The organism is Polyangium mundeleinium (assembly GCF_028369105.1).
GTDB classification, from domain to species: domain Bacteria; phylum Myxococcota_A; class Polyangia; order Polyangiales; family Polyangiaceae; genus Polyangium; species Polyangium mundeleinium.
Genome location: NZ_JAQNDO010000001.1, coordinates 697,080 through 709,671, shown reverse-complemented (window position 1 = coordinate 709,671; position 12,592 = coordinate 697,080). Strand labels below are relative to the sequence as shown.

At 67.9% G+C, this 12,592-nt stretch carries 10 protein-coding genes; 3 read left to right on the top strand and 7 right to left on the bottom strand.

Features of this window, described 5'->3' with window-relative positions; genetic code table 11:
* The first annotated feature begins 45 nt into the window (after window positions 1–45).
* Entirely contained in the window at window positions 46–1,719 is a 1,674-nt protein-coding gene (gene rseP, locus POL67_RS02895) for an RIP metalloprotease RseP (protein ID WP_271915332.1), read from the top strand.
* Window positions 1,712–3,061, top strand: a complete 1,350-nt coding sequence (locus POL67_RS02890) for an RsmB/NOP family class I SAM-dependent RNA methyltransferase (protein WP_271915329.1) — start codon at window positions 1,712–1,714, stop codon at window positions 3,059–3,061. The genes rseP and POL67_RS02890 overlap by 8 nt, the downstream gene beginning before the upstream one ends.
* 51 nt (window positions 3,062–3,112) lie before the next feature.
* Here the strand turns inward: POL67_RS02890 and POL67_RS02885 are convergent, their stop codons facing one another.
* From POL67_RS02885 to POL67_RS02865, 5 genes are all read right to left on the bottom strand, one after another.
* Entirely contained in the window at window positions 3,113–4,510 is a 1,398-nt protein-coding gene (locus POL67_RS02885; RefSeq protein ID WP_271915326.1) for an NAD(P)/FAD-dependent oxidoreductase, read from the bottom strand.
* A gap of 95 nt (window positions 4,511–4,605) precedes the next feature.
* A complete protein-coding gene (locus POL67_RS02880; RefSeq protein WP_271915323.1) occupies window positions 4,606–5,160 on the bottom strand; it encodes an ion channel in 555 nt (184 codons plus the stop codon).
* Window positions 5,161–5,164: 4 nt separating this feature from the next.
* The gene (locus POL67_RS02875; protein ID WP_271915321.1) at window positions 5,165–7,339 is read right to left on the bottom strand and encodes a flotillin domain-containing protein; all 2,175 of its coding nucleotides are present in this window, start codon (window positions 7,337–7,339) and stop codon (window positions 5,165–5,167) included.
* A 99-nt stretch (window positions 7,340–7,438) separates the two neighbouring features.
* Window positions 7,439–8,263 (bottom strand): OB-fold-containig protein, encoded by an 825-nt coding sequence (locus POL67_RS02870; protein WP_271915319.1) that lies wholly within the window; start codon window positions 8,261–8,263, stop codon window positions 7,439–7,441.
* A 41-nt stretch (window positions 8,264–8,304) separates the two neighbouring features.
* Window positions 8,305–9,822 carry a HEAT repeat domain-containing protein gene (locus POL67_RS02865; RefSeq protein ID WP_271915316.1) on the bottom strand — a complete coding sequence of 506 codons (1,518 nt, stop codon included), beginning with the start codon at window positions 9,820–9,822 and terminating at the stop codon, window positions 8,305–8,307.
* Window positions 9,823–9,875: 53 nt separating this feature from the next.
* On the opposite strand from POL67_RS02865, the gene POL67_RS02860 reads away from it, so the two are divergent.
* On the top strand, window positions 9,876–10,844 hold the full coding sequence (locus POL67_RS02860; protein ID WP_271915314.1) for an amidohydrolase family protein: 969 nt from the start codon (window positions 9,876–9,878) through the stop codon (window positions 10,842–10,844).
* On the opposite strand, the gene POL67_RS02855 is transcribed toward POL67_RS02860, so the two are convergent.
* Both POL67_RS02855 and POL67_RS02850 read right to left on the bottom strand, forming a co-directional pair.
* Window positions 10,836–11,603 carry a DUF1295 domain-containing protein gene (locus POL67_RS02855; protein ID WP_271915311.1) on the bottom strand — a complete coding sequence of 256 codons (768 nt, stop codon included), beginning with the start codon at window positions 11,601–11,603 and terminating at the stop codon, window positions 10,836–10,838. The genes POL67_RS02860 and POL67_RS02855 overlap by 9 nt on opposite strands.
* A 3-nt stretch (window positions 11,604–11,606) precedes the next feature.
* Entirely contained in the window at window positions 11,607–12,587 is a 981-nt protein-coding gene (locus POL67_RS02850; RefSeq protein ID WP_271915309.1) for an SDR family oxidoreductase, read from the bottom strand.
* Window positions 12,588–12,592 lie beyond the last annotated feature (5 nt).

The following is a 12,592-nucleotide window of genomic DNA, read 5'->3' as shown; positions in this document are numbered from 1 at the left end:
TGTCCTTGGCGCCCCGACGGGATCTCGCGTAGAGATACGCCTGCCGTGGATCTGCTCTACTTCGCGCTTCTCTGCTCCGTGCTGATCTTCGTGCACGAGCTCGGCCACTTCGTGTGGGCGAAGATCTTCGGCGTGAAGGTGCTCACGTTCTCGATCGGTTTCGGGCCGAAGGTGCTGCGGTTTCGAGGACGAGAGACGGAGTATTGCGTGGGGCTCTTGCCCCTCGGCGGCTTCGTGAAGATGCTGGAGGAGAACCGGCAGGAGCCGGTGCTGCCCGAGGATCGCAAGCGTACGTTCGAGGCGCAGGCGCTCTGGAAACGGGTGATCATCGTCATCGCGGGCCCGGCGATGAACATCCTGTTCCCCGTTCTCCTCTATTTCTCCGTTTTCGTGGGAGAGACGCGTTTTTCGCCCCCCACGGTCGGCTTCGTTTTGCCCGGACATCCGGCGGAGGGAAAACTCACGCCGGGCGATCGGGTGCTCGAGGTGGACGGCGAGCGAATCTCGACGTTCGCCGAGCTCGCGCGGATCATCGGGGAGAGCCCTGGCAAAGAGCTGCGGCTCAAGGTGTTTCGCAACAACGAGCACGTCGAAGTCGTGGTGGTGCCGGAGGAGAAGGTCGTCCGGAAGCCACTCGACATCGTGGAGAAGGTCGGCGAAATCGGCATCAAGCCGAGTCGGCCCGCGGCCGTCGTGGGAATTTCGCGGCCGGATTCGCCGGCCTACCGCGCAGGGCTCCGGACGTTCGACCTCGTGACAGAGGTGCGCGGCCGGCCGGTGAAGACGTTCGCAGACCTCGAAACGGCGCTGTCGGAGAACCACGGCGAGACGGTGCCGGTGACGTATTTGCGGCCAGTGAAGGTGCCCCGCGCGTTCGGCGGGCTCGCGGACATGGCCGTGTACGAGTCGGGCGTGGCGGCGCTGACGCCGGAGGCGAGCGGGCACGGCGATCTGGAGTCGCGAACGGGGCTCGAATCGGCAGACCTGTACGTATTCGACGTGGCGGAGGGTTCGGCGGAATGGAACGCCGATATGCGACCCGGGGATCGCATCGTCGAGGTCGACCAGGCGGCGGTGACGGCGTGGGCGACGTTCCTCGAACGGCTGCTCGTAGCGCCGGATCGGCCGCACATGGTGACGTGGCTGCGGGGCGGGGTGAAGAAGAGCGGGACGATCCTGCTGCGGCGCGAGGACTGGATCGACGAATACGGCCAGCACCGGCCGCGGTATTTCGTGCGGGCGTCGAACTGGTCGCCGGTGGTGCCGGAGGCGTACGTGGAGCACGCGTCGCTTTTGCCGTTCGCGCTGAGGAGCGCGCTCGATGAGACGTACGACGTGATCCGGTTCATCGTGGTGGGGATCGTGCGGATCGTCGAGGGCAAGGTGAGCATCTCGACGCTGGGCGGGCCCATCACGGTCTACGACGTGGTCGGCGAGGAGGGCTCGAAGGGCGTCTCGTACTTCGTGTGGGCGATGGCCGTGATTTCCATCAACCTCGGGCTCGTGAATCTGCTCCCGATCCCGGTGCTCGACGGCGGTCACCTTCTGTTTTTCCTGTTCGAGGCCGTATCGAGGCGGCCTCTGCCGCTGCGGGTGCGGGAGATCGCGAGCCTCGTGGGCCTGCTCGTGCTCTTTGCATTGATGGGGGTGGCGTTCAAGAATGACGTGGAGCGACGGTGGGACGTGATCCAAGGGCAGTTGAGGGAGCTCGTTGATTAGCGAAGCAAGGCTCATCGCGGCGCGGGTGCTCGCGCGGGTGTGGAGCGCGGAGGCGTTCGCGGCCGCGGCGCTCGACGCCGAACTCGGGCGGCGGTCCGGAATGGATCCGCGCGACGCAGGGCTCGCGACCGAGCTCGTGTATGGTGTTTTGCGGACGGAAGCCGCGCTCGTCGCGAGGCTTTCGGCATTGACGTCGAAACACAAGCTCGACCTGCCGTCGCCGATCGCGCGGGCACACGTGCTCATGGCGGGGTATGCGATCTGCTTTCTGGATCGGGTGCCGGCATTCGCCGCGGTGAACGAAGCGGTCGGGGCGATCCGCGCGGAGGGGGACGTGCGGACGGGGTCGTTCGCGAATGCGATTTTGCGGAAGCTCGCGGCGGAGGTCGAGGCGAAGGGGCGGCCGTCGCTGCTGGAGGCGGCGAGCGCGTCGGCGCCGGGGTGGCTCCGGGGATCGCTGCGTCGGTCGCTCGGGCGGAGCGCAGCGGAGGCCTATCTCGCGGCAGGGCCGGTGCCGCCGCCGCTGGGTTTGTCGCTCGCGCTTTCGGAGGATCGCGCGGCGTGGGTCACGCGATTGCGGGAGGTTTGTCCGGAGGGAACGTTCGAGGAGGGGCACGCTTCGTCGCGGGCGATCCTGGTGCGCGGAGCCGGAGACGTGCGGCGGTTGCAGGGCGCGGGGACCGCGTGGATCGTGCAGGAGGAAGGGGCGCAGGTGGTGGCGCTCGCGCTCGGGGCGCGGCGGGGCGAGCGGGTGCTCGACGCCTGCGCAGGGCGAGGAAACAAGACGTGGCTGCTCGCGGACGAGGTGGGCCCCGAGGGCGCGGTCGATGCGGCGGACCTCTATGCAGCAAAGCTCGAACGATTGAAGGAGGGCCCGGCGGGGCGGGGAGCACGGGCGGCATATGCGGTCGACTGGGCAGCCAGGACGGGGGCGTTCGAGGACGTGCCTCGTGATTATGACCGGGTGCTGGTGGACGCGCCGTGCTCCGGCGTGGGGACGCTGCGGCGGCGGCCGGAGATCGCGCTGCGGCGGACGGCGGAGGACGTGAAACGTTTGTCGGAACTGCAGATTGCGATCGTGCGGAACGCGGCGACGCGGGTGAAGGACGGGGGGCGGCTGGTCTTCGCGGTGTGCAGCGTGCTGCGGGAGGAGGCCGAGGAGGTGGTCGAGCGGCTCGCGGGGGAGCCGTCGGGCACGGGGGTGCGGCTGGAAAAACAGCCGATCGAGGCGGAGCTTCCGCGGGACATTCTGGGCGAGGGGGCGACGAGCTTCCGGCTCCTGCCACACGTGCAGGGGACGGATGGGTATTTCGTGGCGGGGTTTTTGGTGCGGAAGGAATGACAGGCAGCGCGGTTCAGGGGCAGGCCACGATAGGAGGGGGATTCGATACCCCTACCCGCCCACCTGCTGCACGAGCCCTCCCACCACCTCGCGCATCGGCCGCGTCGCCCTCTTGATCACGCGTCCCGCCACCTCCGGCGCGAGCAGCGCCGAGACCGGGTCCAGCAGGTGTTGCACCCGGACGAACTGCTGGAACACCACCGTGTCCTCCGCGATGGTATGCATCAGCTCGTCCATGTACTTGCCCACCACCCGGCTCATCGCCCCAGGGCGCTCGCCCCGCGTCTCCGGCCAGCGGAAATCCTCGGCGAGCGCCATTCCCCACACCGAGCGCAGGACCCGCTCGAGGCGTCGCTGGAATCGGCGCGACAAACCTACGAGGCTCGGGCCACCAATGCGCTCGCGTTGCTCCGCAAGGCAGGAGGCGAGCTCCATCGCGCCGAGCACCGCCATCGTCATGCCCTGGCCGTACATCGGGTTGAAGGAGGCGACCGCGTCGCCGAGTGCCACGAAGCGGTCCGGAAAACGCTTCAGCTCCTCGAAATGGCGGTGCCGGTTCTCCGTCTTCGCCGAGCCGTAGATCGGCGAGGCCGGCTCGGCTTTCTGCACGAGATCCCATACCTCGGGGAATCGCAGGTTGCGGATCCATGCGTTGAATCCCTCTTCGTCGAGCGGCGCGCGTTCGCCCGCGATGCCCATCAGCGTGACGAACCACTTGCCGTCCTCGCACGACATGAAGCCTCCGCCCCGCGGCAGATCCGGGGGGCTCGGGAGGTCCACCACGAGGTTGTACCGCGAGATGCTACGGGGGCCACGATACCAGCGGGTCGCATAAGACAGGGCCGCGTCGACCGTCTCCTCGCGCGGCGTCGGAAAGCCGAGTTCCGCGAGCCATTCGTCCACCCGGCCCTCGCGGCCACACGCCGCGACCACGAAGTCGGCCCGCAGGACGTCCTCGCCGCGGCTGTCGCGAACCTTGACGCCGGAAACCCCGTGGCCCTCGCCGACGAGGCCCTTCACCTGGATGCCATTGCGAAACTCGACCCGGCCGTCACGCTCGAGCCGACACCGCATCGTGTACTCCCGAAACGGACGGCTCGCGAAGCTCACCTCGACGCCGCTCGTCGAGTGCGGCAGGCGGAATATCGGGAAATTGATGAGCGATGTGCCGGCATAGTCGCCCCACGGCGCCCCGGCCCTGGTGAGCTCTTCGCGGAGGCCCGGGAAGAGCGCCTCCAGCGCCTGCTCACCGCCCGCGAGCAGGATGTGGACGTGCCGGGCCTGGGGGACGCCGGCACGGTGCTCGGCGCTGCTCTGCGGTTTGTCGCGCTCGAGCACGGTGATGCGGTCGAAATGCTCGGTGAGCACGCGCGCGGCGGAGAGGCCCGCGATACCACCACCAATGACGATGGCATGCCTTCCGGATCCGTGCGTCGCAGTAAACGTCATGGCCGTCCTCCTCGACAAACCGGACCGGGCGGCGGTCAGGCAAAGGCCCGTGGTCCGGGAGCGGCCGCTCATGATAGTCGAAACGGAATTTCCTGTCAGCCCCGCACGTTCCGCTCGGACGGCGGGCGGGCGCTCTGGAGCTCGGCGAGGATCGTGTCGAGGCGCGCGAGAATGGCCTTTTGCAGGGCGATCGACTCCGCCGTGGCGGCGGAAACCTGCGCGTCGGCCCCATTGGTGGGCGGTCCGACGGAATTTTGCTGCGCGGCGGCGGGCCGGGCGAACGCGTTCGCCGCGACGCTCGGGCCAAACGTCATGAGGAAGGTGGCGAGGGCCTTGCCCGATTCAGTTTGCGCGAACTTGTTGTCGTACCCGACAGAGAGGCAGGTCGAGACGAACACCGCGGCGTCCCAGAACGTGCGGCACCGCGGGTTCTTGTCTTTCTCGGCGAGCCAAAAGAGGTAAGCGCCGCCAAGCACGGAGACGAGGAGCGTGTCCAGCGGATCCCGCTGGACGAGCTCGCGAAAACCTTGCTTCCACGTGCCATACCCGAGCGCGCCGCCCTGCGCGCCCGGGGTCGAGACGAGGCCACGCGCGATCTGCGCGAGCGCAGAGAGCGCGGCTTCGTCCGGATCTCGGCGAGGCGGGGTCATCGATTCACTCGCCCGCGACCGGGGCCGCAGGCGGGATCGTCGGAGGGTCGACCTCGTGGACCTGGATGCCGGCGCCGGAGGGCGCGGCGTGGGCGACGCCGAGGTCGTCGAGCTTCTTCGCGAGCTCCGGGTCTTTGTCGATCACGGCGCGAAGCTCGGTCGGGAGCGTGGCGAGGAAGGAGCGGGCCTTGTCCGCGAGGCCGCGCTCATCGACCTGCGAGAAGGCGAGCATCTCGCGAAGGAGCGGGTATGCGGCGCCCGCTTCGAGGATGGTCTTGAGGATGGGCGAAGCGACGTTGCCGAAGGGCGCGCTCGGGGCGCCCTCGCCGTTCGTCGCGGCGGCGCCGCCCGTGCCCTGGAGCTGCAGGACCTTGATCTCGCTGATGGCGCGGGCCGGGGTCATGAGCTCGCGGGTGACGGCGGGCAGGACGTCGAGCGCCTTCACGGCGACGTCGCGGAGGAGGAACTTCGTGGCGACGGCGTTCTCGGCCTCGACGAGCTTGCGCTTGGCGTCGGCCTCGGCCTCGCCCTTCTTGCGCGTGGCCTCGGCGAGGGCGATCAAGGCCTGCGCTTCCTGCGAGGCGGCTTGGGCCTTGGCCTCGGCGGAGATGCGGACGCGGTCGCCGTCGGCCTCGGCGCCCTTGCGCATGACGTTGGCGCTCGCCTGCGCTTCGAGCTCGCGGGCCTGCGCGAGGCCTTGTGCGCGGGCGATCTCGCCCTCGGCCGCGGCGCGTTTGACCGCGGCTTCACCTTCGGCGTGCGCCTTGAGCGCGGCGGCCTGCGTCTCGGCTTCGAGCTTGAGCTTGAAGGCCTCGCGCTCGGCGGCGATGCGCGAGCGTTGCGCGTCCTCTTCGCTCTTGATGACGGCGATGGCCTTTTCGCGGTTCGCCTTCGCGGTCTCCTCGACCGTGATGATGCCCTGCATCGCTTGCTGCTGCTCAGCCTCGGCCTGGGCCTTCAGGGCGGCGGCGCGCGCGGCCTGCTCTTCGCTCTGGGTGACCGCGATCTGCTTGGCGATGCGCGCGGTCTCGACGGCCTGCTGCTTGACGATCTCGGCGCTCTCGACGGCCTTTTGCTTGTCGATCGAGGCCGTTTCGAGGGCCTTCTGCCGATCGACCTCGGCGGCCTGGACGACCTTTTCCTTCTCGATCATCGAGGCCTCGATCTCGCGCTGCTTGGCGATTTCGGCGGCCTGCTGCGCCTTTTCCGCGGCGATCTGCGCCTCGCGCTGGCCTCGCTGGCGCGCGGCCTCGGCGACGGCGATCGCTTGCTCCTGCTGGATACGCGCGGTCTCGGTGGCTTTGCGTTTTTCGAGCGCGGCGAGCTCCTGGGCCTGCTCCTGGATGTAGACGGCCTTCGCGGTCTCGGCCTTCTGCGTGGCGGCGTATTCGGAGACGCGGCGGGCCTGGTCGGCCTCGGCTTGCTTCTGATCCTGCTCGATCGTGAGGGCGCGTTTCTTCGCCTCGGCGTTCGTGAGCTGGATGGCGAGCTCTTTTTCGCGCTGGATCTTCGTGGTCTGCTCGGCGTTCGACTGGACGCTGTCGGTGATGGCGCGAAGGCCCTCGGCGTCGAAGACGTCCTGCGGATCGAGCTCTTTCACGGGCACCATCGCGAGCGCGGTGATCGAGACGTTCTCCAGCGTGAGGCCGTTTTTCTTGAGCTCGTCGGAGAGCGTGCTCTGGATGTGCTCGGCGAACTGCTTGCGCTGGCCGTGCAGCTCCATGAAGGTCTGGTTCGCCGAGACGGAGCGGAGGGCGTCGGTCAACTTGCCCTCGATGAGGTCGCCGATGGCCTGCTCGTCGAAGTTTCGCTCGCCGAACGAGCGCGCGGCGGCGAGGACGTCCTCGGCGATGGGCTCGACCTTGATGTAGAGCTCGGTCGTGACGTTGGCCTTGATCTTGTCCCGCGTGACGAGGGCGTTCTTGCCCGAGCGCTCGACGGAGAGCTTGATCGAGTGGAGCGAGACGCGCAGGAGCTGGTGGAGGATCGGATAGACGGTGATACCGCCGCCGATCACGACCTTGTTGCCGCCAGCGCCGGTGCGGACGAGGGCCTCGTCCGCACCACAACGTCGATAAAACTTCGCCAGGGTGACGAAGAAGGCGACGAGGAGGACCAGGATACCGCCCGTTCCGAGGGCGAACAATTGAAACTCGGGTTTCTGGAAGAGCTGCGGCATGGCTCGGATGCTCCGATCGAAAAAGCTCCACCGCGAACGCGGCCGGTCGATGAGACCGCCTCGCAGGGGGCCGTGGCAAGGGAGAACGCGCTCGCTCGCTCAAAGCGCTCGGGTTTTAGCTTTCGTTTCCGAGGCTTCCGCTTCTGCCTCTGCTTCGCTTTCGGCCCGCGTATCGCCCGCGATGCGGAGCGCGGGCGCGGGCGGCGCGTCGTCGTCGAGGGGCGCGACGAAGATGCGACCGTCCTTGCTGTCGTAATCGACGATGACCACCTCGCGGCCGGCGCCGAGGACGGGTTCGCCCTCACGAATGCGGCAGATGACGTGCACGAAATGCCCCGCCCGGTCCTTGGCACGAATCTCGCCGAATTCACTGGTGACGCGGGTCGAGATGACGACACCCGAGCAGCCCACGAGGTTCCTGCGACTCGTGGCTTCCTCGCCGGACGGCGCGACGACCTTGCCGAGGAGGCGCGAGGCGGTGCGCGTGACGAGGTAAGCGACGAGGAGCGAAGCGGGCAGGCTGAACGCGAGGGTCGAGGACGCGAGGGCGCCGGCGCGGCCGAAATAAAGGGTGTTGAGCGCGAGGCCGGTGATGCCGAACGTGACGGCGAAGGTCTGCCAGAGAACCGAAAACGGGACGCGGCCCGCGCCGAGATCGACGAGGATCTTGCCGCCGAGGCTCGCGTCGTGGTCGTGGTCGGCGTCGTGATCGTGGTCGTGATCGGCGTCCGCGTCCGCGTCGAGGTCGTGATCGGCGTCGACGTCCGCATCGTGATCGGCATCCGCGTCGGCGTCGTGATCGGAGCCGCCGACGAGCAGGCCGAGGACGCCGGTCATTTGCAGGAGCGCGAAGAGGATCGCGACCGTGAATACGATTGCGTAAGGAAGGTTCGCCCAGACGAAGAGGGATTGGAGGAAGTCCAAGGGGGCTTGGCGCAGGATGGTGTGGTCGCTGCGGTGCGGGGTCAAGACGAAGGGCGACCGATCCGGGCGATTGCTTGCTGTACGTTGAGGTTGTCGAGCTCGCGGAGCGCGTCGAGCCCGTGGGGGGCGAGGCCGAGCGTGCGGCAAGCTTCGAGGAGGGCGACGTGGACGGACCACGTCTTGAGGGGCGGGGCTTCGAGGAGCGAGAGGAGCGGCGCGATCGCGCGGGCGGCGTCGAGCCTCGTGAGGGCGTAGATCGCGTGGAGGCGGAGGGTCTCGCGCTCGTCGTGGGCGGCGAGTTTGGCGAGGCGAAGAATCGCCTCCTCGGCTGGCGTGTGGGCGACGTAGGTTTCGAGGGTCTCGTAGGCGTGGGTGGTCGTGGTGCGCGGATCGAAGATGTGGCGAAACGCGCGCTCGGCGACGAGCGCGTTCGGCGTCGTTTTGCCGAGGTAATACATTGCGGTCTTCGAGATGTGGAAGCGCGGGTCGTCGAGCAGAGCGAAGAGCTCGTCGTACCGATTCCACGCCGCGAGGAGCCGCGCGCCCTCGTCGCGGACGTCCGGATCGGGGTGCGTCGTGACGAACGGTGTGAGGCGTTCGATGTCGGAAGGGGAAAAGGCTGCCGGGTCGGCACTCCGGAGGCGGCGCTTCTTTTCGGCCCAGGGGCCGTCGGCGTGGGAGAGCGACGAGAGGAGTTCGTCCGCCGTGACGATATCATGCACGGGGTTCGTTCGGACGAACGACTCCGGTGGCTCGTGGCATATCTCGTCGTCGGTGAATGCGAGGACCGACCAGACCGGCTGCATCCAGGCGAGGAGCGCCTCGCGTTCGGCGCCCTCGGCCTCCTTCAGGTCGTATTGAAACCGCGCGCGCAGGTCATCGAAACTGGACCTGATCACCTCGCCGAGTTTTCCCTCGCGCGCCGAAAGCTCGGCGAGACGCGCGAGGGTGCGGCGGGTCGGATAATACTGGAGGGTATTGGCCGCGGAGGCGGCGACGCGCTCCTCCGTATCGTCGAGCGCAGCGAGCAAGGGCTCCTCGGCAGCCACGGGTTCGTCCCAGAGGAGCACGTTCGCCGCGGTCTCGCGTAGGCTCGGGTCCGGGTGCGAGAGCGCCGCGATCTTGAGTACCTGGAAACGCGGTTCCTCGAATCCCCATTCCACGGCCTGGATGGCCTCGCGGTGGAGCGGATGTCCGGGATCCCGCGCGAGGGGTTCGAGGAAGTCGGCATGGCGGTGATCCATGCCGAGGACGGCATACCGCTGCACGAGGGAATCGCCGTCGCGGAGCATCGCAGCGAGCTGGGATCGATTTTGGGCGCCGGCCGAGCGGAGGATCGAACTCGCTGCTTCACGCACGGGCGGAGGGGCCGCGCGATCCTGGAGCCATTCGAGGAGCCGAGGCTCGGCCCGGGGGTCGTCGAGGCGTTCGAGCGTATCGGCAATCTCGTGGCGCTCGTCCTCGGGGAGATCAGGCTCGGCGAGGCAAGCGAGGAGGGCAAACGTGAAGGAGCGGTCCTCCTCGTCGCGAATCTTCTGGTGCGGGAAGATGACCGTCACGGGCCCGAGCGTACCACGACGCCTGCCCCTGTCCCGCGGAGCCTCTTTGAGGCATGCTCGCGTCCGCCATGCACGACTGTCCCCTGCCCTGCCTCGCCGATCACGCGCCGCCCAAGGAAGCCTTCGGTGGATGGCTTTCGGCGGATCGGGCCCCGCTGCCCGCCGCGAACGACGAGGAAGGCGAGCGCCTGTCGGCGTCGCTGCCCGAGGTGATCGACGCGCACGTGCACCTGTTCCCGGACCCGGTGTTCGAGGCGCTCTGGCGATGGTTCGAACAGTATGGATGGCCGATCCGGTACAAGCTGAAGGCGCTTGATGTGGTGCGATTCCTGCTGTCGCGCGGGGTGTCGCGGATCGTGGCGCTGCATTATGCGCACAAGCCGGGGATGGCGCGGGCGCTGAATCAATTCGTGGCGGGGCTCTGCCGGGAGGAGCCGCGAATCCTCGGGCTCGCGACGGTGCTGCCCGGGGAGCCGGGCGCGAAGGAGATTCTCGCGGAGGGGTTCGCGATGGGGCTGCGGGGCGTGAAGCTGCATTGCCACGTGCAATGTTTTTCGCCGGACGAGGAGTCCCTGCACGACGTGTACGAGGCGTGCGTCCGGGCAAACCGGCCGCTCGTGGTGCACGCGGGTCGGGAGCCGAAGAGCCCGGCCTACAAGTGTGATCCGTACGTGCTCTGTTCGGCCGAGCGGGTGGAGCGGGTGCTCGCGGAGTATCCGGGATTGAAGCTCTGCGTGCCACACCTCGGGGCCGACGAGTTCGACGCGTACGAGCGGATGCTCGAACGGTACGACAATCTCTGGCTCGATACGACGATGGCGATGGCCGAATACTTCACGGGCGCGCCGCCGTTGCGGCTCCTTCATTGCCGGCCGGAGCGGGTCCTTTACGGGTCGGATTTCCCGAACGTGCCGTATGCGTGGGACCGGGAGATCAAGCGGCTCGCGGCGCTCGGCATGCGGGAGGAAGAGCTCGCGGCGCTCGTCGGGGGCAATGCGACGAGGTTGTACGGGTCAGAATAAGCCCGGGACGAGGGCCTTGCGCTCGGGCGGGTAATCCGGGAATTTTTCGCGGTACCAGCGGTGGTGGGAGAGAGCGCGCGGCAGGAGGTTCGCGATGGTCCAGAGCGCGAACGCGAGGCCCGGCAGCGACCAGGTGCAGATCGCAAAGCCGAGCCATTCGATGATCTCGCCGAAATAATTGGGGCAGCTCACCCAGCGGTAGAAGCCGCCGCGGGGGATCTTGTAGCCGGTTTCGCCGGGTTTGCGCAGGTGGAGGAGGATCCAGTCCGCCTGCTGGTTGATGGCGAATCCCGCGAGGAAGATGGCCGCGCCGAGGAAGAAGCGAGGATCCGAGAACCACGCCGAGTCATATCGATCGGGGCCGGCGAAGCTGAAGAGCCAGCGGCCATTGAGGTAGGCGTTGGTCGAGGTAAACGCGAAACCGAACGCGGCAATGGCGACCGGCATTCGCTTGGGGCCGCTCTTGATGCGGAACGGGAAGATGTAGGCGCGGTGGACGTAGTGGAGCTGCCAGAGGAAGAGGAAGCCGAGCGAGGCCGCATCCGTGGGGCAGCCGCCGAAGTACCAGCAGGCGAAAAAGACGAGGACCGACGGTGACTCCATGACGAGCCAGCCTGTGCGGTTGCTGAACGTCGGGCCCCAGGATTTCGCCTCGTGGCGGCCGTACGGCGCGGTGATGAAAAACAGAGCCGGGAAGGTCAGGGCCGCGACGACGAGGAATCCCCAAAGGATGTATCGATAGAGCGTGGGCTCGTCCATGGATCAGCGGGGAAGCATGCCGGTCTCGCGGAACCACGCATACGTCGCCTCCAGGGTCTCTTTCGTGGGGCGCGGCGTGAACCCGAGCTCGGCCTGGGCCTTTTGATGGCTCGTATGGCGGTGAATGCGGAGCGCGTGCAAAGAGACGCTGTTGAAGAGGGGGTCGGTGCGGAGGAGCTTCGCAATGCCTCCCGCAAGCGGCGCGACGGCGCGCGCGAGCCACATGGGCGTGGTGAGGCGCGGCGGGCGGCGGCCCGTGACCTCGCCCGCGACCGACGCGAGCTGCCCAAAGGTGAGCCAGTGGCCGGAAAGGAGGTAGTTTTCCCCACGGCGACCGCGGATATCGGCCGCGAGAGCCGCTGCCACGATGTCACGGACGTCGACCCAGGAGAAGCCGCCCTCGACGAGCCCAGGCATGCGGCCGCGGGCGAGCGATAAGAGGACGCGGCCCATGCGCGAGGGCATGTAATCGTGCGGGCCAAGGACGGCCGCGGGATGCAAGACGACAGCGTCGAGGCCCTTCTCGACGGCGGAGAGGACGACGCGCTGGCCCGCGGCCTTGGAGCGGTCGTACGGAGGCTGGCGAGGGTCGGTGATGAGCGGGCGCTTCTCGTCGAGGACCTCGGCCGCAGGTTCGGTGGCGAAGGCGTGGATCGAGCTGAAATGCACGAGCCTTCGGACGCCGTGGCGCATGCACGCGTTCGTGATGTTGCGGACGCCTTCGACGTTGATGGGCTCGACCTCGGGGTCGACGGATTCGAGCGATATCTTGGCGGCGCAGTGGTAGACGAGCTCGGCGCCGCGGATGACGCGATCGACAGTGTCGGCGTCACGGACGTCGCCCGTGGTTCGCTCGCAATCGACGCCGTCGAGCGCGCGCGGCCCATGTCGATAAAGCACATGCACGCGATGGCCGCGCTCGACGAGCGCGCGCGTGAGGTTCGCGCCCACGTGCCCCGTGGCCCCGGTAACGACGACATTCATGGATG